Origin of the sequence: Xenophilus azovorans DSM 13620, from assembly GCF_000745855.1 — a bacterium.
Taxonomy (GTDB): Bacteria; Pseudomonadota; Gammaproteobacteria; order Burkholderiales; family Burkholderiaceae_C; genus Xenophilus; species Xenophilus azovorans.
Window position 1 is genome coordinate 50999 of record NZ_JQKD01000005.1, and the last position, 22044, is coordinate 73042.

Sequence of the window (22044 nt, forward strand, 5' to 3'; positions counted from 1 at the left end):
AGAGGCATCGCAATCGTGGCTGCCGATAATCGCCCAACTGCCAGACGTCCTCCCGATCATGACCCCTCAGCTTGCCGGCCACCTTCTCGTCGAATGCCTCGTCGCCCAGGGCGTCAGCCACGTGTTCGGCGTGCCGGGCGAGAGCTACCTCGCGGCGCTGGACGGGTTCCACGACCACGCCGACCGCATCCGCTTCGTCATCTGCCGGCAGGAGGGCGGGGCCGCCTTCATGGCCGAGGCGCACGGCAAGCTCACCGGCCGGCCGGGCGTGTGCTTCGTCACGCGCGGCCCCGGCGCGACCAACGCCTCGATCGGCGTGCACACCGCCTTCCAGGACTCGACGCCGATGGTGCTGCTGGTCGGCGACGTCGGCAGCGACTTCCGCGACCGCGAGGCCTTCCAGGAGGTGGACTACGCCAGCTTCTTCGGCCCCAGCACCAAGGGCTTCGCCAAGCGCGTGGAGCGGGTGGACGAGGCGGCGCGGCTGCCCGAGTACGTGGCGCGCGCCTTCGCCACCGCCATGAACGGCCGTCCCGGCCCGGTGGTGCTGGTCTTGCCGGAGGACATGCTGCGCACCCCCGTGCAGGCCGCCCCGCTGCCGCGGGTGGCGCCGACCCCGGCCTGGGCAGACCCGGCCGGCCTGCATGAGTTGCGCGGGATGCTGCTGGCCGCGCAGCGCCCGCTGGTGATCGCCGGCGGCGGCGGCTGGACGCCGCAGTCCGCGCAGGCGCTGCAGCGCTTCGCGGAGCAATGGCAACTGCCGGTGGCCAATGCCTTCCGCTTCCAGGACACCTTCGACAACCACCACCCGCTGTACGCGGGCGACGTCGGCATCGCCATCAGCCCGAAGCTGGCGGCGCGCGTGCGCGAGGCCGACCTGGTGATCGCCGTCGGCCCGCGCCTGGGCGAGATGACCACCGGCGGCTACACACTGCTGGAGGCGCCGCGGCCGAAGCAGAAGCTGGTGCACTTCCACGCCGACGCGGAAGAACTCAACCGCGTCTACCAGGCCGACCTGGCGTTCAACACGACCATGAACGCCGCCGCCTGCGCGCTCGAGACGCTGGCGCCGCCGCCCGAGCTGCCCTGGCGCGCCTGGGCCGAGGCCGCGCATGCCGACTACGAGGCCAACCTGGTGCCGCAGCCGCTGCCCGGCCCCATCGACATGCCGGCCATCGTGCGCAGCCTGCAGGCGCACCTGCCCGCCGACGCCGTGCTGACCAACGGCGCCGGCAACTTCGCGAGCTGGATCCATCGCTTCTTCCGCCACCACGGCCTGGCCAAGGGCTTCAAGACGCAGCTCGCGCCCACCAGCGGCGCGATGGGCTACGGCGTGCCGGCCGGCGTCGCGGCCAGCATCGCGACCGGCCGCGTGGCCTTCACCATCGCCGGCGACGGCGATTTCCTGATGAACGGGCAGGAACTGGCCACCGCCGTCCAGCACGGCGGCAGGAGCATCGTCGTGCTGCTGAACAACGGCATGTACGGCACCATCCGCATGCACCAGGAGCGCGAGTACCCCGAGCGCGTGAGCGGCACAGCGCTCGCCAACCCGGATTTCTGCGCGCTGGCGCGCGCCTACGGTTATGCCGCCGAGCGGGTGACCGAGACGGCGCAATTCGAGCCGGCGCTGCTGCGCGCGCTGGCATGCGAGACGGGCACGCTGATCGAGATTCCGCTGGACCCGGAGGTCATCACCACGCGCGGCACGCTCAGCGCCATCACGCGGGCGGCGCAGGGCAAGGCCTGACGCCGGGCGGCGCGCGTCGGCGTCAGGTGCCGAGCCTGTCCTCGGCGTCGAAGGTCATGCGGATATCGGCGTACCTGCCGATGATCTCCTCGCCGAAGCGCGCCTTGAAGTCCTCTCCGATGGCGCGGGAGAACGACACCGTGTCCTGCATCCGATCCGGGCCTTGGATGATGACCAGCAGCCGGGCGGGCTTGCCGCTGGTGTTCCTGAAGGTGCGCATCACCTTCGGGGGCACGGCGAACAGGTCGTTCGGCCGCGCGGCAACCACGCTTTCGTTGTCGAAGCCGGTGCAGATGTCGAAGCCGCCGTCCAGGACATAGAAGGACTCCTGCGTGTCGGAGTGCGCGTGGGGCGGTGGGCCGTCGTCGCCGGCCGTGCATTCGGCGATCGAGATGTACAGCCCCTGGTGGCCATGCATCGGCGCGGTGCGCGAGCGTCCGGCATGGCCCTCCGGCACGATCAGCGGGAAGACCGAGCCGGCCGACAGCCGCATCGTCGCCTCGGGCGGCAGGCCGCCGGTGCGGTCGAGGTCCTTCTTGTAGGGCACCAGGGTCGCGAAGCGGGTGGTCCGGCCGGCCAGCGCCGCAGGATCGGCGGGCTCGCCCTCGAAGCTGTCGAAGCCCACGGCCAGTTCGTCGCGGGCCTGTTCACCCACGGATGTCGCCGCCGCCGCGTCGAAGACGGCGCCACAGTGGCCTTGCGCAGGAATGCTCTAGACCACGACCAGGCGGGCAAGGGAATCGCCGGCGTTCCTCACGCGGTGCCGCATACCCTCGGGCACCGACAGCATGTCCTTCGCCTCCAGCACGATGCTGTCTGCCAGCGCCGGCCCGAACGACACCTCCACGCGCCCCTCGACGCAGACGAGGTTCTCGATGGCGCAGGGATTGCGATACGGCTGCGTGCAGGCGCCGGCCGCCAGTTCCAGGGCGCCCGTGCACGCCGTGGGCGGGCACGAGAGGGCCGCACCGGCGAACCGGCCAGCGGTGTCGCCGCTGGCCATCATGGGCGTCAGAACGCCACCCCACAGCGCCTGCACTTCGGTTGCGAACCTTTTTGCAGGGGCCGTGCTGCTGGCGCCGTAGCCGGGGAACGGGGCCATGTGCCGGCGCATCGCTTCTGCGCTCAGCGCACCGGGGCGTGCGGCGTGGGACGGGGTCATCGACGGTCTCCAGTGATCGAAGACGTCATTGGACGCAGAGGCATCGCCGAAAGCCATGCAGGCGCTTCAATGCGTCATTCACACGCGTCAATGGCCGCGAGGCGATGCGGCCGCGGCGATCGGGCATCCTTCGGCGTGCCCGCAGGGGAGAATCCACAGAGCACAAGGAAGGAGCCGTTCATGCCCCCCGGGACACGGCAGGAGACACATTCCACAGCCCTGACGCGACTGACCTTCCAGCACCTGCAGTACCTGCAGGCGCTGGTCGAGGAGCGCCACGTCACCCGCGCGGCCGAGCGCATGGGCATTGGCCAGCCGGCCATGTCCACCGCCCTGGCGCGCCTGCGCGAGGTGTTCAGGGACGTGCTGCTGGTGAAGACCACCACCGGCATGGAGCCCACCCCCCGCGCGCTGGACCTGGTGCGGCGCGTGCGCGAGATCGCGGACATGCTGGAGGGCCGGGGTTTCGAGGCCGGGCACTTCGATCCCGCCACTTCCCAGGCGCGCTGGCGCGTCATGTCCTCGGACGGCATCTCGCGCACGCTCCTGCCCGAGATGATGGCGGTGGCTGCGCGCGGCGCCCCGAACATGCGCTTCACCGTCCACCCTGGCGATCCGCGGCGGCTGTCCGAGTACCTGCGCGACGGCGACTTCGACCTGGCCCTGACCTTCGTGCGCTCGCCGCCCTCCGAACTGCGCCAGACCGTGCTCTATCCGCAGCGTCTCCTGTGCATCGCGCGTGCTGGGCACCCGGCGGTGGACGGGCAGATCGGCCTGGACGCATTCGTGGCCTGCCAGCACGCCCGCTGGGGCGCGCCGCCCGTGGCCCATGCCACCATGGAGGCGATGGTCGACGAGGCGCTGGACGCGCAGGGACACGCCCGGCGCGTCAGCCTGTTGGTGTCCAACCTGACGCTGCTGCCGGACGTCGTCGCCGGCTCCGACCTGCTCGCCGTCGTGCCCGAGCACATGGCCCGGGCGGCGGCGCGGGCACTGCCGATCCAGCTCCTGGCGCTGCCCTTCAAGGTGCCGAGCGTGGACGTGAGCATGGTCTGGCACGAGCGTCTGCACCACGACCCCGCGCACAGGTGGCTGCGCGAATCCCTGCGGGACATCGGTCGGAAGCTCTCGAAGCGGCCGACGCTGTGAGCCCGGCCGCGCACCGCGCGCCTGTCAGCGCTCCAGAAGGCGACCGGCCACGAAGGCGATGGCATCCGACAGCCGCTCGCCCTCCAGCTCGCGGTGCGGCCCGGGATAGGCGACGAGGCGCTTGTCGGCCGACCCGATCGTGTCGAACAGGGCCAGCGTGCCGTCGCGGTCGAAGAACTCGTCGTCCCACTGCTGCGTGAACCACACGTCGCACCGCATCCTGCGGGCCGCTTCCGCCAGGTGCTCGCTGGCGGCGTAGGTCGTGCTCCACAGGCCGATGGCCGCGGCGCGAATGCGCGGCTCGGCCGCCAGCATCGGGATGCCGTACGCGGTGCCCATCGACACGCCGACATAGCCGATCGGCAGATCCGCGCAGCCGGGCACGCGCTGGATGGCGTCCAGCGCGGCCTGCATGTCCTCGCCCATGCCAGTGCGTGCCACACCTGCGCGCCATGCCTCGCGAAAGGCCGCGCGCGCGGTGCTGGGCGCGAGGTCGCCGTCGCCGCGGCGCTCGCCATGGACCGGGCCGTCGACGGCCAGGACGGCCAGCCCCAGCGGCAGGCAGGCCCGGGCGATCATGAGGACAGCGTTCGAGGTCTTGTGTCCGCTGCCCCCGTGGCATGCCAGGACGAGCCCCCTGGCGCCGTCCGCCGGCTGCCAGTGGACCGCGGGGATCCTGTGGCTGCCGCGCTCGACGGCCAGGGGTGCGGGTGGAGGGAGCGGGCGCGTCGCGTCCTGTCGTGTCATCTCGTCAGTCCAGCCGGATGTCGTTGTCCTTGATCACGCGGCCGAACTTCTGGTAGTCGGCCTCGATCTCCTTGTAGAAGTCCTCCAGCGACCCCTTCGAGGGTTCGAAGCCGGCGTCGCGGATGGTCTTCTGCACGGCAGGGCTGGCCAGCGCCTTCTGCCACTCGGCGCGCAGCCTGGACAGCACCGGTGCCGGCGTGCCGGCAGGCGCGTAGACCACCTGCCATCCCACCACCGTCGCCGCCGGAAAGCGCTGGCCGATCGCGTCCACCTGGGGGAAGGCCGCCATCGGCGCGTTGCCGGTCTGCGCCACTGCCCGGATGTGGCCCGCGGCCACCTGCGGCGCCGGCGAGGTGGGTGGATCGATGCTGCACGAGACCTGCCCCGAGACCAGGTCGGGCAGGACCTGGCCGAAGGTCTTGTACGGCACGTGCAGCACGTCGATGCCGGTCTCCTTCTTGAGCAGTTCCAGCGCCAGGTGCGGTGGTGAGGCGACGCCGTAGGTCGCGCAACTGAGCTGGCCTGGGTGCTTCTTGGCGTAGTCGATGAACTCCGCCAGGTTGTGTATGGGCAGCTTCGGGTTCACCGTCATCAGGTACGGCGTGTCGGCCGGGCGCGCCACGGGCACGAGGTCCTTGCGGAAGTCGAAGGGCTGCTTCTTCACCCAGGGGTTGATCACCATGGCGCTGGAGTTCAGCAGCAGGGTGTAGCCGTCGGCGGGCGCCTTGGCCACGATGTCCGCGCCGATGGCGCCGGTCGCGCCCGGGCGGTTGTCCACCACGATGGGCTGGCCCATCTGTTCCTTGAGCTGCTCGCCGTAGGCGCGCGACATGATGTCGGGCGCGCTGCCTGGGGCGAAGGCGACGACCAGCTTGATCGGTCGGTCAGGATAGGTTCCCTGGGCCAGGCCGGCCCCGCTCGCGGCCACCGCCGCGAGCGCCAACAGGTGGCGGCGCCGCATCTCAGGCGGCCTCGCCGACCTGGCTGCCCAGCACGGCGTCGAAGCGCCAGCCCATCTCCTCGATGCGCTGGCGGACATCGGGGCCGAAGTTCCGTTCGATCTTCTCGCCGGTGGCCGGCGCGTACTGCACGTCGGACGCCACGTCCCTGTTCTCGCCCTGGATCAGCACCAGCAGCACCGCCTCGGGCGTCTTGCCCGTGTTGCGAAAGGCCCGCATCACGTTCGGCGGCACCGAGATCATGTCGTGCTCGTCGAGGAGAGTCTTGTACTGGCCGTCGTCGCCCCAGCGCACCTCGAACTGTCCGCTCAGGCACATGAAGGTCTCCAGCGTGCGGGCATGTGCATGCAGGTCGGGGCCCTGGCCCACCGGGCAGCGGCACAGGTTCACCGTCAGGCCCGGGAAGCCGACGATGCCCGGGTTCCGGCTGCTGGCGCCCACGCCTTCGCCCGGCGCCATGTACAGGTAGATCGAGTCGGCCGCGATCGATTCGAGCGCTGCGGCGGGAATGCCGCCGGTCGCGTCGAAGCGGCGCTTCTTGGGCTGGATGGTCCTGGCGCGCACGATGCGCTTTTCCATTTCATCGGGCGTGGGGTTGAGCGTGGGCATGGATGTCTCCGGGAGGGTTGAAAGGAGTCGGGGCGGTTCGACGTCGTCGCCGTGGCATGGGAATCTAGGCGCGTCGCCGGCGAGCGGCCATGCCTGGCGGTTGATGGCGCCATCAACGAACCGCATGGCCTGCGCGCGGCCCCGCGTGCTTCAATCGTCGCCGACGCCCATGCGGGCGGATCGACCTTTCACCTTCCAGGAGAGACCAGGCACATGAACGGCGCCGAATCCCTGGTGCACACCCTGCTCGATGCGGGCGTGGACACCTGCTTCGCCAACCCCGGCACCTCGGAGATGCACTTCGTCTCCGCGCTGGACCGCATCGCCGGCATGCGTTGCGTGCTGGGGCTGTTCGAGGGCGTCGTCACCGGCGCCGCCGACGGTTACTACCGCATGGCCGGCCGGCCCGCCGCGACGCTCCTGCACCTGGGCCCGGGCCTGGCCAACGGCCTGGCCAACCTGCACAACGCGAAGAAGGCGAGGTCCGGCATCGTCAACGTGGTCGGCGAGCACGCCACCACGCACCTGGCGCTGGACGCGCCGCTGACCTCGGACATCCAGGGCCTGGCCGTGCCCATGTCGCACTGGGTGCGCACGGTGCGCAGCGCCGATGCCATCGCGTCGGACTGCCGCGAGGCAGTGGTGCAGGCCTCGGGCCGTCCGGGGCGCGTCGCCACGCTGGCCCTGCCGGCCGACATGGCCTGGTCCGACACGGCCGCCGCGCCGCCGGCGCTGGGCGCCGTGCGCGAGCCTGTCGCGCTGCCGGTCGAGCAGGAGGCCGTCATCGCGGCCGCGCGCATCCTGCGCCGCCACGGCGGCTCGACGCTGCTGCTGCTCGGCGGCCGTGCCGTGCGGGCCCGGGCCACGGAGTGGGCCGGCCGGATCGCGGCGGCCACGGGCTGCGCCGTCATGTCGGAGTTCTACGCCGAGCGCATCGAGCGGGGAGCCGGGCGCGTGCCGGTGCCGCGCCTGCCCTATGCCGTGCAGGGCGCCGTCGACGCGCTGTCCCGCTTCGACCACATCGTCCTGGTGGGCGCTGCCGAGCCCGTGGCGTTCTTCGGCTATCCCGACAAGCCCGGCCGCCTGGCAGCACCCGGCACCACGTTCGCGACGCTGTCCACCCACGCGCAGGACCCCGCGCAGGCCCTGCGCATGGTCTGCGAGGAACTGGGCGCCATGCGCGTGAACCCGGCAACCTGCGGCCGCGCGGCGGCGCATGCCGAACTGGAGGAGGGACCCGTCACGCCGGCGTCCATCGGCGCGCTGCTGGCCGCGCTGATCCCGGAGAACGCGATCGTGGTGGACGAGGCCATCAGCACCGGGCGGGCCTTCGACGCGACCACCCGCGATGCCGCGCCCCACGACTGGCTGACCAACATGGGCGGCTCCATCGGCTATGGGCTGCCGGTGGCCGTCGGCGCCGCCATCGCGGCGCCCGGGCGCAGGGTGCTCGCGCTGGAGGGCGACGGCAGCGCGATGTACACGCTGCAGGCGCTGTGGACCATGGCCCGCGAGAGCCTGAACGTCACGGTGGTCGTCTTCGCCAACCGGAGCTACCAGATCCTGAGGGGCGAGTATGCGCAGGTGGGTGCCGGCTCGCCGGGTCGCCGCGCGGGCGACATGCTCGGCATCGACCGGCCGGCGCTGGACTGGGTGGCCCTTGCGTCCGGGCAGGGCGTTCCGGCCTGCCGGGTGTCGACCCTGGGCCAGTTCGGCGACGCCGTGAGGCGGGCCAACGCGACGGAAGGGCCCAGCCTCGTCGAATTGGTGCTGTAGCCGGAACCCGCCCCGCTCATAAAAAGAAAAAGCCGGCGCGAGCCGGCTTTTTCGTGGGGCTGGATCAGCTTACTTGACGTGCTTGCCGATCAGCGAGGCCAGTTCGAACATCGACACCTGGGCCTTGCCGAAGATCTCCTTGAGCTTGGCGTCGGCGTTGATCATGCGCTTGTTCGCCTTGTCCTGCAGGCCGTTCTTCTTGATGTAGTCCCACAGCTTGGAGACGATGGCGGTGCGCGGCAGCGGGGTCGAGCCCACCACGGCGGCCAGCGCGGGGCTGGGGGTCAGGGCCTTCATGAAGGCGGCGTTGGGGGTGCGCTTCTTGGCGGGCGCCTTCTTCGCAGCGGCCTTCTTGGCGGGAGCCGCCTTCTTCGCCGGAGCAGCCTTCTTGGCCGGGGCGGCCTTCTTCGCCGGGGCCTTCTTGGCGGGAGCCGCCTTCTTCGCCGGTGCGGCCTTCTTGGCCGGCGCTTTCTTCGCCGGTGCCTTCTTTGCAGTTGCCATGGTTGATTTCCTTTTGGTTTGGACAGAACGTTCTGCCAATGAAAACGCAGTCTCCACTGGCATTGCGGATGCTAAGGGAGAAAAAACGCGTTTCCAAGGGAGATCGCTGATTTTTCATTGGGAGTTGTTGTTTTTTTCGAGTGCGTTTTCCCTCGGGGAAGGGCGCGGCGGCGCCCGTGCGCTCAATGCACGGCCTGCGCGGCGGGGCGCCGGGCGGGCCAGGTGGCGAGCAGCACACCCGCCAGCGCGAGCGCGAAAGCGGCCATCTGCAGGGGCGCCAGGGGCTCGCCGAGCACCAGCACGCCCACCATCGCGGCGCTCACCGGCAGCATCACGGTGAACACGCCGGCCCGTGCGGCGGGCACGCTCTTCAGGCCCGTCATCCACAGCCACACCGTCCAGACGCTGGCCGCCAGCGCGTAGACGAGCAGCAGCAGCCACAGGCCCGCGCCTACCGCGCCGAAGTCGAAGCGCAGCGCCAGCCACACGCCGAAGGGCGTGGACAGGACGAAGCCCCAGAGGTTGATGAGCGAGGAGATGCGCTTGGGGCCCAGCCGCCCGGTGAGCGACTTGCCGATCACCGCGTACGAAGCCTCGCACAGCACCGCGCAGAAGATCAGCAGGTTGCCCAGCCAGGGCATGCGCGGCGGCGCGCCCGTGCTCCCCGGCGCCGCGCCGTGGGCGGGCGAGAGCGCCAGCAGCCCGATGCCCAGCGCCGCGCAGGCGATCGCCGCGACGGTGCGCGCGCCGATGCGCTCGCGCAGGAACAGCCAGCTTCCCACGGCCACCACCGCCGGGATCGAGGCCATGACGACCCCGGCCGACACGGCGCTGGTCATGGTCACGCCGAACAGCATGCACACGGAGAAGAGGAAGTTGCCGAGGAAGGACTCCAGGAAGACCAGCGCGCGGGTGCGGTGCGTCATGGGCGGCTCGCCCGGCGGGCGGCGCAGCCAGTGCGGCATGGCCAGCGCCGCGATGCCGAAGCGCAGCCACGCCAGCAGCATGACGGGGAACGCGGCGGTCAGCGGCTTGGACAGCGCCACGTAGGCGCCGACCAGCGACATGCTCAGCGCGAGGCAGCCGTACGCGACGAGCCGGGGCGGATGGTGCGGGTTCAATAGACTGCGCGCTCTGATGTGCCGGAGGAAGCACCCCGATCATGCCCGATGAGACCTCCGGCCCGGCGCGCCACGTGTTCGTCTACGGCACGCTGCGCGCGGGCGGCAGCAACGACATCCGCTGCATGCGGCCGGCGCCGGCCTGGGTCGGCCACGCCCGGCTGCGCGGCACGATGCACGACCTGGGCGCCTACCCGGGCGCGGTGCTTGCGGGCGAGGGCGAATTGGTGGGCGAGGTCTGGCGCATCGGGCCGGCGCTGGAGGCGGCGCTGGACCGGTTGGAAGGCGTGCGGCCCGACGGCAGCGGCGAGTACCTGCGGCGCGAGTGCGACGTGGCCGTGCACCCGAATGCGGTGCTGCGCTGCCTGATCTACGAGATCCACCCCGCGCGCATCGCCGGGGCGCCGGTGGTGCCGGGCGGCGACTGGCTCGCGCACCGGCGCCTTGCGCCGGCCGGCGGGGCTACGCCACCCGCAGGCCCTGCAGCGCCGGATCGGCCGGCGGCGGACGCAGGTCCAGGCCGCGCAGGGTGCGCACCAGCAGGCGGGCGATCATGAGGTTGCGGTGCAGCTTGCTGTCGGCCGGGATCACGTACCACGGCGCATGGCGGGTGGAGGTGGCGCCCAGCGCCTTGGCGTAGGCGCGCTGGTAGTCGGCCCATTTCGTGCGCACCGCCAGGTCGCCCATGCTGAACTTCCACTGCTTGCCCGGCGAGTCGATGCGCGCCTGCAGCCGCTCGCGCTGCTCGTCGCGGCTGATGTGCAGCATGCACTTGACCAGCGTGGTGCCGGTCTCGGCCAGCAGGCGCTCGAAGTCGTTGATCTGGGCGTAGCGGCGCTTGGTTTCCGCCTTGTCGATCCAGCCCTCGACCACGGGCACCAGCACGTCCTCGTAGTGGCTGCGGTTCCACACGGCGATCTCGCCCGCGCGCGGCACCACGGCGTGGCAGCGCCAGAGGAAGTCGTGCGCCTTCTCCTCCTCGGTGGGGGCCTTGAAGGCCGCCACGCGCACGCCCAGCGGCGAGGTGCGCGAGAACACCCAGCGGATGGTGCCGTCCTTGCCGCTGGTGTCCATGCCCTGCAGCACCAGCAGCAGCTTGCGCCGGCCCTCGGCGTGCAGCAGGTTCTGCAGTTCGTCCAGCTCCTCGGCCAGGCGGTCGAGTTCGGCGCGGTGCTCGTCCTCGCCGCCGCCGCGCAGGAAGGGCGTGTCGCCCGGATCGATGCGCGACAGGTCGGGGGTGCGGCCGGGATCGACCCGGTAGGGCTTGAAACGGCTCATGGTGCGCAGCCTACTTGATGTCGTCGTCCACGCTGGCGCTCCAGCGGTCGCCCCAGCCGTGGCGCGCCTGGTCGAGCTGCCGGCGGTCGCGCTTGGTGGGGCGGCCCTGCTCGATGGCCAGCGCCGGTTCGCGGGCCACGCGCCGCTGCTCGCGCGCGGCGGCCTGGGCCGCCAGGCTCTCGGGGGTTTCCTCGTACAGCTGCTGCGCCACCGGCGCCGGGCCGCGCTGCAGGCTCAGGCCGAGCACGCGCACGGTGCGCGTCGCATCGCCCTGGCGCAGCGCGACGGTGTCGCCCGGCCGGATCTCGCGCGAGGGCTTGGCGTTCTCGCCGTTGACCTGCACCCGGTGCCGCTCGATCTCGTCGACCGCGAGCGAGCGGGTCTTGTAGAAGCGGGCGGCCCACAGCCACTTGTCGATGCGCATGCGCTCCATGAAGGCGTGTGTATGACGGAGTGTGATGATGAGGGAAGTGCTCAGTGTCGCGCCAGCGGCAGCCGGACGAGTGCGTCGAGCCCGGTGATGCGGCCGTCGGGCGCCGTGCGATTGTCCAGCGCGATGTCGCCGCCGAGCGTGTGGACGATCTCGCGGCAGATGGCCAGCCCCAGGCCGGAGCCGCGCGCCACGTCGCCGGCGGCGAAGGGCGCGAACAGGCGCTGGCGCAGCTCGGCCGGGATGCCCGGGCCGGCGTCGCCCACGCGCAGCACGGCGCGGCCGTCCTGCGCAGCCACGCGCACCGCCAGGCTGCCGCCCGCGGGGCTGTGCTTGATGGCGTTGTGCAGCAGGTTGCGCGCCAGCTCGGTGAGCATCCAGCGGTGCGCATGCACGGCGGCCGGCTGCACGGCGAGCTCGAAGTCGAGCGCCTTGTCCGCCACCAGCGGCGAGAGGTCCAGCGCCACCTGGCGCACCACCTCGCCCAAATCCAGCGTCTCCCATTCCGGCTGCTGGCGCAACTGCTCGATCTTGGCCAGCGAGAGCATCTGGTTGGCCAGCAGCGTCGCGCGCTCGACGGTGCCGCCGATGTCGGCCAGCGCCTCGGCCGCCGGCAGGTCGCCGCGCCGCGCCGACTGCACCTGCGCCTTGAGCACCGCCAGCGGCGTGCGCAGCTGGTGCGCCGCATCGCGCACGAAGCGCTTCTGGTGGTCCAGCAGCCGCTGCAGCCGCCCCATCACGCCGGTCATCGCGTCCAGCAGCGGCAGCAGCTCGCGCGGCGCGTCGGGCGCGTCGATGGGCGAGAGGTCGCCGGCCGCGCGCGCCTCGATGGCCCGGCCCAGCGCGCGCACCGGGCGCGTGGCCAGCTGCACCACCAGCACCGTCACGCCCGCGATCACCGCCGCCAGCAGGAGCTGGCGCCACAGCATGTCGACCAGCAGGCGGCGCGCCAGCGCCTCGCGCAGCTCCAGCGTCTCGGCCACCTGCACCACCGCCATGCCGCGGCCCTGGCTGCTGGCCACCGGCTGCAGCAGCACGGCCACGCGCACCGGGCGGGCGCGGAAACGGTCGTCGTAGAAGTCGACCAGCGCGGCGTAGGGCGGCCGGTCCGGCAGGCGCCCGTGCCAGAAGGGCAGCTCCTCGAAGCCGGAAACCAGCTCGCCGCGCTGGGTCGAGACGCGGTAGTACATGCGGCTCTGGTTGTCGGCCTCGAAGGCTTCCAGCGCGGAGTAGGGCACGGTGGCGCGCAGCACGGCGGCCTCGTCGTAGCCGGTCACGTCGAGCTGCTCGCCGATGGTCTTGGCCGAGGCCAGCAGGGTGCGGTCGTAGGCGGTGGTGGCGGCGGCCAGCGCCTGGCGGTAGACGCTGACGCTGTTGATGACGATGAACAGCGCCACCGGCGCCAGCAGGCCCAGCAGCAGCCGGAAGCGCAGCGAGGTGCGGCGGGGCGCGGTGCTCAATGGCATGGGATGCGCGAGTCTGGCGCAGTCGTTTTGCGGGGGCACCCGCGGAACCGGCTTGGCCGGGCCGCTGGGTGCGCCCCCTCGAGGGGCTGAAGGCCGCGGCTCCAAGCCTGCCTGCGCAGGCTTGGACGGCCTGAAGGGCTGCCGCCTCTGGCGGCTGCTCGGATGAGACCCGCGAAGTCCGGGAGAAACGGGGGTGGTTTCATTCCTTGCGCAGCAGGTAGCCCAGGCCGCGCAGGGTCATCAGGGCGCAGCCGGTGCCGGCCAGCTTCTTGCGCAGGCGGTAGACCACCACCTCGATGGCCTCGTACTGCACGGCCGCCTCGCCCGGGAAGACCAGCTCGAACAGCCGCTCCTTGCTCACCGCGTGGCCGGGGCGGGCCATCAGCGCGCGCAGCAGCGCCAGCTCGCGCGGGGTCAGCTCCATCGGCTCGCTGCGCAGGTAGATGGCGCCGCTGGCGGGCTCGAAGCGCAGCGCGCCCAGCTCCATCGGCGTGGGCACCGGCTCGGCGCCCGGCGCCTCCTGGTGGCGCCGGCGCAGGGCGCGCAGGCGGGCCTCCAGCTCGTCGAGGTCGAAGGGCTTGGGCAGGTAGTCGTCGGCGCCGGCGTTCAGGCCCATCACGCGGTCGCCCACCGTGCCGCGCGCGGTGAGCAGCAGCACCGGCGTGCGCAGCCCGGCGGCGCGGGCCTGGGCCAGCACCTGCAGGCCGTCCAGGCCGGGCAGGCTCAGGTCCAGCGCCACCACGTCGGGCTCCAGCGCGCGCCATTGTTCGAGCGCCTGCGCGCCGTCGCCGCAGGGCCGCACGTCGATCTGCCGGCGCGCCAGCGTGCGCTGAAGGGTGGCCTGCATGGCCGGGTCGTCTTCGACCAGGAGCACTTTCATCTTCAACGCTCAGTGTTTTCCCCGAGGTGCCGGACAGCCAACTGACAGGAGCGGCGCGCATGATAGCCACGCAACGCGCCTGCAGCGTGCGTGCCATTCCATCAGTCAAGGAGACCTTCCACATGCGTCGTGACACCTTCCTCAAGTCCCTGGCCGCGCTGGCGGCCGCGGGCACCCTGCCGCTCACGGCCCGCGCCGCGGCCAACGTGAAGATGATGATCCCCGCCAACCCCGGCGGCGGCTGGGACACCACCGGCCGCGCCCTGGGCAAGGCGATGGTGGACGCGAAGGTGGCCGACACGGTGGCCTACGACAACAAGGGCGGCGCCGCCGGCGCGCTGGGCCTGGCGCAGTTCGTCAACGGCTCCAAGGGCGACCCGAACGCGCTGATGGTGATGGGCGCCGTGATGCTGGGCGGCATCATCACCGGCAAGCCGCCGGTCAACCTGTCGCAGGCCACGCCGATCGCCCGCATCACGAGCGAGTACAACGTGTTCGTGCTGCCGGCCAACTCGCCCTTCAAGACCATGGCCGACGTGGTGGCGCAGCTCAAGAAGGACCCGGGCAGCGTCAAGTGGGGCGGCGGCTCGCGCGGCGCCACCGAGCACATCGCGGCGGCCATGATCGCCAAGCAGGTCGGCGTCGATCCGAAGAAGATCAACTACGTGGCCTTCCGCGGCGGCGGCGAGGCGACGGCTGCCATCCTCGGCGGCAACGTCACCATCGGCGGCAGCGGCTACAGCGAGTTCGCGCCCTACATCGCCGACGGCAAGATGAAGGCCATCGCCGTCACCTCGGGCACGCGCCTGGAAGGCAGCAGCGTGCCCACGCTCAAGGAGCAGGGCATCGACGTGGAGATCGGCAACTGGCGCGGCGTGTACGGCGCGCCCGGCATCACGACCGAGCAGAAGAAGGCGCTGACCGACATGGTGCTGGCGGCGCTGAAGTCGGCCTCGTGGGCCGAGGCGCTGAAGAAGAACGACTGGACGCCGGCGGTGCTCTCGGGCGACGAGTTCGCCAAGTTCGTCGACGACGACTTCGCCAACCTGCGCGACATCATGACCCAGTCCGGCATGGTCTGAGCGCCCCCAGGGCCGGGCTGCGCCCACCCCGCCCCCGAGGGGGCAAGAAAACTTGGGGCGGCCCGGCGTTTTCTTGAGAGGACGGACGCATCACGCTGTCACACGCCCAAGGGCCGAAGGGCCCGCCGGCTTCGGCACGGTACCCACGCGAGCGGGGCCCGTGCCTTTTTCTCTCGCATTGACCATCGCGCCTGCGCGCGATGGCGGAGAAAGGCAACATGACCACGACAAACACCAAGGAACGCGCGCCCGGCCAGGGCGGCAACTGGCCCCAGACGCTGGTGGGGCTGGGCGTCCTCGCCACCGGCCTGGGGCTGGGCTGGGGCGCCATGGGCATTTCCTCCGATGCCGGCTACAGCGGCATCGGCCCGAACTTCTTCCCGTGGATGTGCGCGGTCGTGCTCACGGTGTGCGGCGCCTGGATCCTCTGGGAGGCGCGTACCGGCGGCTTCCGCGAGATGGACGAGGAGGGCGCGCCGGCCCATCCGCCGTACTGGACGGGCTTCGTCTGGGTGTCTGCCGGGCTGCTGCTGAACGCATCGCTGATCACCGCGATCGGCTTCATCCTGAGCTGCGCGCTGTGCTACCTGCTGGCGGTGCAGGGGCTGCGGCGGGCCGGCGGGCAGCCCATCGCCAACGCGCCGCGCACCTGGATCGTCGACGTCCTGGTGGGCCTCATCATCTCGGCGCCGGTGTACTGGACCTTCACCAAGTTCCTGGCGATCAGCCTGCCGGGGCTGACGAACAGCGGCTGGCTCTGAGGGAGGCACCATGGACATCTTCAACGCGCTCCTGGTCGGCTTCTCGCACGCGATCACCTTCTCCAACCTGCTGTGGTGCCTGCTGGGCTGCGCTCTGGGCACGGCGGTGGGCGTGCTGCCCGGCATCGGCCCGGCGGTGGCCGTGGCGATGCTGCTGCCCATCACCGCCAAGGTGGAGATCACGGCCTCGATGATCTTCTTCGCCGGCATCTACTACGGCGCCATGTACGGCGGCTCGACCACCTCCATCCTGCTGAACACGCCGGGCGAGACCGCCAGCATGGTCACGGCCATGGAGGGCAACAAGATGGCCAAGAGCGGCCGCGCCGGCGCCGCGCTGGCGACGGCGGCGATCGGCTCCTTCGTCGCCGGCACCATCGCCACCGTGATCGTCACGCTGTTCGCGCCCTACGTCGCCGACTTCGCCGTCAAGCTCGGCCCGCCCGAGTACTTCATGCTCATGCTGCTGGCCTTCACCACCGTGAGCGCGGTGCTGGGCAAGAGCACGCTGCGCGGCATGACGGCGCTGTTCGTCGGCCTGGCGGTGGGCTGCGTCGGCATGGACCAGATCTCGGGCCAGGGCCGCTACGTGGGCAGCGTCCCCGAGCTGCTGGACGGCATCGAGATCGTGCTCGTGGCCGTCGGCCTGTTCGCGGTGGCGGAGGTGCTGTACGCCGTGCTGTACGAGGGCCGCGTCGTCGAGAGCCAGAACCGCCTGAGCCGCGTGCACATGACGCGGCGCGACTGGAAGCGCTCCATCGGCGCCTGGCTGCGCGGCACCGCCATCGGCACGCCCTTCGGCTGCATTCCGGCCGGCGGCACCGAGATCCCGACCTTCCTGAGCTACGCCACCGAGAAGAAGATGGCGAAGGACCCGCAGGACAAGGCCGAGTTCGGCACCACCGGCGCCATCGAGGGCGTGGCCGGCCCCGAGGCCGCCAACAACGCCACCGTGACGGCGGCGCTGATCCCGCTGCTGACGCTGGGCATCCCGACCAGCAACACCACCGCGATCCTGCTGGGCGCGTTCCAGAACTACGGCATCCAGCCCGGGCCGCAGCTCTTCACCACCAGCGCGGCGCTGGTGTGGGCGCTGATCGCGTCGCTGTACATCGGCAACGTGATGCTGCTGGTGCTGAACCTGCCGATGGTGGGCCTGTGGGTGAAGCTGCTGAAGATCCCGAAGCCGCAGCTCTACGCCGGCATCCTGATCTTCGCCACGGTGGGCGCCTACGGCATGCGGCAGAGCGCCTTCGACCTGTTCCTGCTCTACGCCATCGGCGTGCTGGGCGTGATCATGCGGCGCTTCGACTTTCCGACGGCGCCGGTGGTGGTGGGCATGATCCTCGGGCCGCTGGCCGAGGCGCAGCTGCGCAACGCGCTGTCCATCGGCGAGGGCAGCCCGCTGGTGTTCCTGCAGCGGCCGATGTCGCTGGCGCTGATCGTCGTGGTGCTGGCGGTGCTCGTGCTGCCGCGCGTGGCCAAGCGCATGTCGCAGCGCCGGCTGCGTGAACAGGCGGCGTGAGCGGATGCGGTGGGCCATCGGCGGCTAATGAGAATGTTGCAAGGAGAAACACTCTCCGCACACGAGAGGGTGTGCCCCTAGACTCGACTGTCTTTGTTCCTGCATGGCCGCGCTGCCGCGCGCGCCGAACACCCACCCATCGATGACCCTCTGGACCTTGCTGGCCTGGATCGCGGCTGCGCTGATCGTCGTGATCGCCGCCGTGCTCATCTGGCGCCGCGTCGGGCGCCGCACCAAGGAAACCCCCACCGTCGCGCTGGTGCGCAGGCGGCGTGAACTGCAGTCGCAGCTGCAGAGCCTGGCCGGCGACGAGGGTGGAGGCATCCTCAAGCAGGAGGCCCAGCGCATGCGCGCGAGCCCGACCGAACTGCAGGTGCTGGAGGCCGCCGTCGCGCGCGCGCAGCGGCTCGCCTCTGACCGGCGCTGAGGCCGGCCGGTCTTCCTCTCAGCTTTCGCTGGAGGCGTCGCCGCCTGCAGCCAGCGCCGCCAGCCGCTCGCCGGTCACGCGGCAGATGCGCCAGTCCGGCATGACGGTGGCGCCCATTCCCTCGTAGAGCGCGATGGCGCGCCGGTTCCAGTCGAGCACGCTCCATTCCAGCCGGCCGCAATCGCGCTCGGCAGCCAGTGCGGCCACGCGCGCCAGCAGGGCCCGGCCGAGGCCACGGCTGCGCCATGCGGGGCGCACGTAGAGGTCTTCAAGCCACAGGCCGGGCCGGGCCAGGAAGGTGGAGAAGGTCGGGAAGAAGAGGGCGTAGCCGACGGCCTCGCCGTCCGCCATGGCCACCATCGCCTCGGCCGCGGGCCGTTCGCCGAAGAGCTGCGCGGCCAGGCGCTCGGGCGTGGCTTCCATCAGGTGCTCGAGCCGCTCGAACTCGGCCAGCTCGCGGATCATGCCGACGATGGCCGGCACGTCCCGGGGCGTGGCGGGGCGCAGGGTGAAGGCAGGGGAAGTCATGGGGGCGTCCGTGGGTGGCTCATGTTCTCCACGCCGGCAGCGTCCAGCCGCACAGCATCGCCAGCACGCGCAGCAGCGCGGCGGTGGCCGCCGCCACGGTGAGCCCCAGCCATTCGGCCAGGCCGGCGCCCTGCGCCGCCACCACCACCCAGCCGCCGGCGAAGGCGCACAGCGCATAGGGGCGGTGGTCGGAGAAGGCGCGGGGGATCTCGTTGCACACGATGTCGCGCAGCACGCCGCCGAACACGGCGGTCATCACGCCCATCAGCACGGCGACCAGCGCCGGCATGCCGGCGGCCAGCGCGATCTGCGTGCCGCTGGCGGCGAACAGGCCCATGCCGAGCGCGTCGGGCCACTGCATGGCGCGCTCGGTCCAGGCGAAGTGCCGCGCGCGCAGGAACAGCATGGCGGCGATGCACAGCGCCAGCAGCGCCCACAGCCACAGCCCATGCTGCACCCAGAAGAAGGGGCGCCGGTCGAGCAGCACGTCGCGCAGCGTGCCGCCGCCGAAGGCCGCCAGCCCGGCGACCATGACCACGCCCACCGCGTCCAGCCGCTTGCGCGCGGCCTCCAGCAGGCCCGACAGCGCGAAGGCCAGCGTCCCGGCGGCCTCGACGAGGGTGTGGGCGTTGGACAGCGTCAGCACGTGGGCGAGCGGCGTGGCGGGCATGGAGCATGAAGGCGGAGCGGGGAGCCGAATGGTACGGTGAGGCCTCGCCCGTTCACACCCCTCACCGTTCACGCTGAGCTTGTCGAAGCGCCGCACCCCCGACGCGTCTTCAGCGCACCGGATCGGTCGCCCCTCGCAGGTCGTCGTCGATGTGCGGGTCCGGCGGCTGCCGCCGCACGCGCCGCACCGTGCGGCGGATCCAGTGCTCCACATCGTCCACGTAGGTGAACACGGCCGGCACCACCAGCAGGCTGAGCACGGTGGAGGTGATCAGCCCGCCGATCACGGCGGTGGCCATGGGCGAGCGGAAGCTGGCGTCGGCCGCGCCCCAGCCCACGGCGATGGGCAGCATGCCCGCGCCCATCGCCAGCGTGGTCATGATGATCGGGCGGGCGCGCTTGTGGCAGGCGTCCAGCAGCGCCTCCCAGCGGCTCATGCCGTGCTCGCGGCGCGCGACGATGGCGTACTCCACCAGCAGGATGGAGTTCTTGGTCGCGATGCCCATCAGCATGATGAGGCCGATCAGCGAGGGCATGGAGAAGCTCTTGCCCGCCAGCAGCAGCCCGACGAAGGCGCCGCCCAGCGACAGCGGCAGCGCCGCCAGGATGGTGACCGGCTGCAGGAAGTCCTTGAACAGCAGCACCAGCACGATGTAGATGCACACGATGCCGGTGAGCATCGCCAGCCCGAAGCCGGTGAACAGCTCGGCCATCGCCTCGGCGTCGCCCACGTCGATGATGCGCACCGACGGGGGCAGGTTCTTCACCGCGGGCAGCTGGCGCACCGCCTCGGTCACGTCGTTCAGGCCGCGCGTGGACAGCTCGATCTCAAAGTTCATGTTGCGCGCGCGGTCGTAGCGGCTGATGACGGCGGGGCCGCCGGCGAGCTGCAGCGTGGCGACCTCGTCCAGCCGCACCGGCCCGTGCGCGCCGGGCACGGCCAGGCGGCCGAGCAGGGCGAGGTCCTGCCGCGCGCTGTCGGCTAGGCGCACCATGATCGGCACTTGCCGCTCGGCCAGGTTCAGCTTGGGCAGCTGGCTGTCGTAGTCGCCCATCGTCGCCACGCGCAGCGTGTCGGCGATGGCCGCGCTGGTCACGCCCAGGTCGGCGGCGCGGGCGAAGTCGGGCCGCACCACGATCTCGGGCCGCACCAGGCCGGCCAGCGAGGTCACGTTGCCGATGCCGGGGATGGTGCGCAACTCGCGCTCCACGTCGGTGGCCGCCTGACGCAGCGCCAGCGGGTCCTGGCCGGACAGGGCCAGCACGTACTTGTCGTTGGAGCCGCCCAGGCCCACGCCCCAGCGCACGCCGGGCAGGTCGGCCAGCGCCTCGCGGATCTGCTGCTCGATCACCTGCTTCTTCGGCCGCGTGCCGCGCGGCGCCAACTGCAGCGTCAGCGTGGCCTTGCGCGCCTCGACGAAGTTGCCCGAGAACGGGTCGGCGCCCGCGCTGCCGGCGCCGATGGCGGTGTAGATGTCGCCGACGTGGTCGATCTTCAGCAGCCGCTGGCGCACCTGCTCGGCGGTGGCGATGGTCTGCTCCAGCCGGGCGCCGGGCGGCAGCTCCACACGCACCTGGGTCTGGGCGTTGTCGTCCGGCGGAATGAAGCCGGAGGGCAGCAGCGGGATCAGCGCCAGCGAGACGAAGAAGAACAGCGTGGCGCCGATCATGGTGCGCCAGCGGTGCCGCAGGCAGGCCTGCACCCAGCGCATGTAGGTGGCGAGCCAGGTCGGCTCCTTCTCCTGTGCTACCAGCGGCTTGAGCATGTAGGCGGCCATCATGGGCGTGAGCATCCGCGCCACCACCAGCGAGGCGAACACCGCCAGCGACGCCGTCCAGCCGAACTGCTTGAAGAACTTGCCCACCACGCCGCTCATGAAGGCGGTGGGCAGGAACACCGCGATCAGCGTGAAGGTGGTGGCGACCACCGCCAGGCCGATCTCGTCGGCCGCCTCCATCGCGGCCTGGTAGGGCGATTTGCCCATGCGCAGGTGGCGCACGATGTTCTCGACCTCGACGATCGCGTCGTCCACCAGGATGCCGACCACCAGCGACAGCGCGAGCAGCGTGATGATGTTGATCGAGAAGCCCAGCAGGTACATGCCGATGAAGGCCGGGATCACCGACAGCGGCAGCGCCACCGCCGAGACGATGGTGGCGCGCCAGTCGCGCAGGAACAGCCACACCACCAGCACCGCCAGCAGCGCGCCCTCGTACAGCAGGTGCATCGAGGCGTCGTACTCCTCGGCGGCGATCTTCACGAAGTCCAGCGTGCGCGTGAGGTGGATGTGAGGGAAGTCCTTCTGCAGTTGCTGCAGCGCCTTCTCGACGCCGGCGCCCACCTCCACCTCGCTGGCGCCGCGGCTGCGCGCCACCTCGAAGCCCACCACCTGCTTGCCGTTGAGCAGGGCGGCGGCGCGCGGCTCGGCCACCGTGTCGTCGACGGTGGCGACGTCGGCCAGCGCGATGCGTCGGCCGTCCGACAACGGGATCTGCATGCGCCGCAGCTCGTCGGCCGACTGCACGGTGGCGATGGTGCGCACCGGCTGCTCGGCGCCGCCCAGGTCGGTGCGTCCGCCGGCGCTTTCCTGCTGTACCTGGCGCAGCTGGCGCGAGACGTCGGCCGCGGTGGCGTTCAGCGCCAGCAGGCGCGCCGGATCCAGCGCCACGCGGATCTCGCGTGCGACGCCGCCCACCCGGTTGACCGCGCCGACGCCCGGCACCGCCATCAGGCGGCGCGCGATGGTGTCGTCGACGAACCACGAGAGGCCCTCGTCGTCCAGCCGGTCGGAGGCGATGGCGAAGGCCAGGATCGGCTGCGAGGCCAGGTCCAGCTTGGTGACGATCGGGTCGCGCAGGTCGGCCGGCATGTCGGAACGCACGCGGCTGACGGCCGATCGCACGTCGTCCACCGCCTCCTGGATCGGCTTCTCCAGCACGAACTCGGCCGCGATGGTGGCCGAGCCGTCGGTCAGCGTGGAGGTGATGTGCTTGAGGCCCTGCAGCGTGGCGATCGAGTTCTCGATCTTGCGTGCCACGTCGTTCTCGAGCTGCGCCGGCGAGGCGCCGGGCAGCGCGGCGGTGACGATGACCACCGGCAGGTCCATGTCCGGGAAGTTCTGCACCTTCATGGCGCGGAACGAGAACAGGCCCGCCAGCGTCAGCAGCACGAAGATCATCACCGCCGGGATGGGGTTGCGGATGGACCAGGCCGAGACGTTCAT

General features: G+C 71.4%; 22 protein-coding genes. 8 read left to right on the forward strand and 14 right to left on the reverse strand.

The window, feature by feature from the left end; translation table 11 throughout:
- The first annotated feature begins 58 nt into the window (after positions 1-58).
- A complete protein-coding gene (locus tag Q392_RS03110; RefSeq protein ID WP_211260195.1) occupies positions 59-1750 on the forward strand; it encodes a thiamine pyrophosphate-binding protein in 1692 nt (563 codons plus the stop codon).
- A 22-nt stretch (positions 1751-1772) separates the two neighbouring features.
- On the opposite strand, the gene Q392_RS31175 is transcribed toward Q392_RS03110, so the two are convergent.
- Entirely contained in the window at positions 1773-2405 is a 633-nt protein-coding gene (locus Q392_RS31175; protein ID WP_051952824.1) for a cupin domain-containing protein, read from the reverse strand.
- Between the two features lie 57 nt (positions 2406-2462).
- Positions 2463-2912, reverse strand: a complete 450-nt coding sequence (locus tag Q392_RS32625) for a cupin domain-containing protein (protein ID WP_169748276.1) — start codon at positions 2910-2912, stop codon at positions 2463-2465.
- A gap of 180 nt (positions 2913-3092) precedes the next feature.
- Here Q392_RS32625 and Q392_RS32630 point away from each other — a divergent pair, with 180 nt between their 5' ends.
- Positions 3093-4061 carry a LysR family transcriptional regulator gene (locus tag Q392_RS32630; protein ID WP_051952826.1) on the forward strand — a complete coding sequence of 323 codons (969 nt, stop codon included), beginning with the start codon at positions 3093-3095 and terminating at the stop codon, positions 4059-4061.
- Between the two features lie 24 nt (positions 4062-4085).
- Here Q392_RS32630 and Q392_RS03130 read toward each other — a convergent pair whose 3' ends face one another.
- The 3 genes from Q392_RS03130 to Q392_RS31180 all read right to left on the reverse strand — a co-directional run bounded on the left by Q392_RS03130 (position 4086) and on the right by Q392_RS31180 (position 6376).
- Positions 4086-4640, reverse strand: coding sequence for an alpha/beta fold hydrolase (locus Q392_RS03130; protein ID WP_051952828.1), 555 nt, complete (start codon positions 4638-4640; stop codon positions 4086-4088).
- Positions 4641-4812: 172 nt separating this feature from the next.
- Positions 4813-5769: a Bug family tripartite tricarboxylate transporter substrate binding protein gene (locus Q392_RS03135; RefSeq protein WP_038201144.1), complete on the reverse strand. Its 957-nt coding sequence runs from the start codon at positions 5767-5769 to the stop codon at positions 4813-4815.
- Position 5770: 1 nt separating this feature from the next.
- Entirely contained in the window at positions 5771-6376 is a 606-nt protein-coding gene (locus Q392_RS31180; protein WP_051952830.1) for a cupin domain-containing protein, read from the reverse strand.
- Between the two features lie 213 nt (positions 6377-6589).
- On the opposite strand from Q392_RS31180, the gene Q392_RS03145 reads away from it, so the two are divergent.
- Positions 6590-8152 (forward strand): acetolactate synthase large subunit, encoded by a 1563-nt coding sequence (locus Q392_RS03145; protein ID WP_038201147.1) that lies wholly within the window; start codon positions 6590-6592, stop codon positions 8150-8152.
- A gap of 69 nt (positions 8153-8221) precedes the next feature.
- On the opposite strand, the gene Q392_RS03150 is transcribed toward Q392_RS03145, so the two are convergent.
- Entirely contained in the window at positions 8222-8653 is a 432-nt protein-coding gene (locus Q392_RS03150; protein WP_038201150.1) for an SWIB/MDM2 domain-containing protein, read from the reverse strand.
- A gap of 182 nt (positions 8654-8835) precedes the next feature.
- A complete protein-coding gene (locus Q392_RS03155; protein WP_038201153.1) occupies positions 8836-9774 on the reverse strand; it encodes an EamA family transporter in 939 nt (312 codons plus the stop codon).
- Positions 9775-9815: 41 nt separating this feature from the next.
- Between Q392_RS03155 and Q392_RS03160 the strand changes: the two genes are divergently transcribed.
- Entirely contained in the window at positions 9816-10331 is a 516-nt protein-coding gene (locus Q392_RS03160) for a gamma-glutamylcyclotransferase (protein ID WP_038201156.1), read from the forward strand.
- On the opposite strand, the gene Q392_RS03165 is transcribed toward Q392_RS03160, so the two are convergent.
- The 4 genes from Q392_RS03165 to Q392_RS03180 form a co-directional block, all read right to left on the reverse strand.
- A complete protein-coding gene (locus Q392_RS03165) occupies positions 10237-11052 on the reverse strand; it encodes a polyphosphate kinase 2 family protein (RefSeq protein WP_038201159.1) in 816 nt (271 codons plus the stop codon). The two genes, Q392_RS03160 and Q392_RS03165, sit on opposite strands and share 95 nt — an antisense overlap.
- Before the next feature lie 10 nt (positions 11053-11062).
- Positions 11063-11485 carry an RNA-binding S4 domain-containing protein gene (locus Q392_RS03170; RefSeq protein ID WP_038201162.1) on the reverse strand — a complete coding sequence of 141 codons (423 nt, stop codon included), beginning with the start codon at positions 11483-11485 and terminating at the stop codon, positions 11063-11065.
- Between the two features lie 41 nt (positions 11486-11526).
- A complete protein-coding gene (locus Q392_RS03175) occupies positions 11527-12948 on the reverse strand; it encodes a sensor histidine kinase (protein WP_038201165.1) in 1422 nt (473 codons plus the stop codon).
- Between the two features lie 199 nt (positions 12949-13147).
- Complete coding sequence (locus tag Q392_RS03180; protein WP_038201181.1) at positions 13148-13828, reverse strand: response regulator transcription factor; 681 nt, start codon at positions 13826-13828, stop codon at positions 13148-13150.
- Positions 13829-13950: 122 nt separating this feature from the next.
- Here Q392_RS03180 and Q392_RS03185 point away from each other — a divergent pair, with 122 nt between their 5' ends.
- The 4 genes from Q392_RS03185 to Q392_RS03200 all read left to right on the forward strand — a co-directional run bounded on the left by Q392_RS03185 (position 13951) and on the right by Q392_RS03200 (position 17623).
- Positions 13951-14910 carry a Bug family tripartite tricarboxylate transporter substrate binding protein gene (locus Q392_RS03185; protein ID WP_038201185.1) on the forward strand — a complete coding sequence of 320 codons (960 nt, stop codon included), beginning with the start codon at positions 13951-13953 and terminating at the stop codon, positions 14908-14910.
- A gap of 218 nt (positions 14911-15128) precedes the next feature.
- The gene (locus tag Q392_RS03190; protein WP_038201769.1) at positions 15129-15671 is read left to right on the forward strand and encodes a tripartite tricarboxylate transporter TctB family protein; all 543 of its coding nucleotides are present in this window, start codon (positions 15129-15131) and stop codon (positions 15669-15671) included.
- Between the two features lie 10 nt (positions 15672-15681).
- Complete coding sequence (locus Q392_RS03195) at positions 15682-17196, forward strand: tripartite tricarboxylate transporter permease (RefSeq protein ID WP_038201186.1); 1515 nt, start codon at positions 15682-15684, stop codon at positions 17194-17196.
- A gap of 142 nt (positions 17197-17338) precedes the next feature.
- The gene (locus Q392_RS03200) at positions 17339-17623 is read left to right on the forward strand and encodes a hypothetical protein (protein ID WP_157007737.1); all 285 of its coding nucleotides are present in this window, start codon (positions 17339-17341) and stop codon (positions 17621-17623) included.
- 18 nt (positions 17624-17641) lie between these two features.
- Here the strand turns inward: Q392_RS03200 and Q392_RS03205 are convergent, their stop codons facing one another.
- The 3 genes from Q392_RS03205 to Q392_RS03215 form a co-directional block, all read right to left on the reverse strand.
- The gene (locus Q392_RS03205; RefSeq protein WP_038201189.1) at positions 17642-18151 is read right to left on the reverse strand and encodes a GNAT family N-acetyltransferase; all 510 of its coding nucleotides are present in this window, start codon (positions 18149-18151) and stop codon (positions 17642-17644) included.
- Positions 18152-18170: 19 nt separating this feature from the next.
- The gene (locus Q392_RS03210; RefSeq protein WP_051952832.1) at positions 18171-18821 is read right to left on the reverse strand and encodes a trimeric intracellular cation channel family protein; all 651 of its coding nucleotides are present in this window, start codon (positions 18819-18821) and stop codon (positions 18171-18173) included.
- A 109-nt stretch (positions 18822-18930) separates the two neighbouring features.
- Positions 18931-22044, reverse strand: a complete 3114-nt coding sequence (locus Q392_RS03215) for an efflux RND transporter permease subunit (RefSeq protein WP_038201203.1) — start codon at positions 22042-22044, stop codon at positions 18931-18933.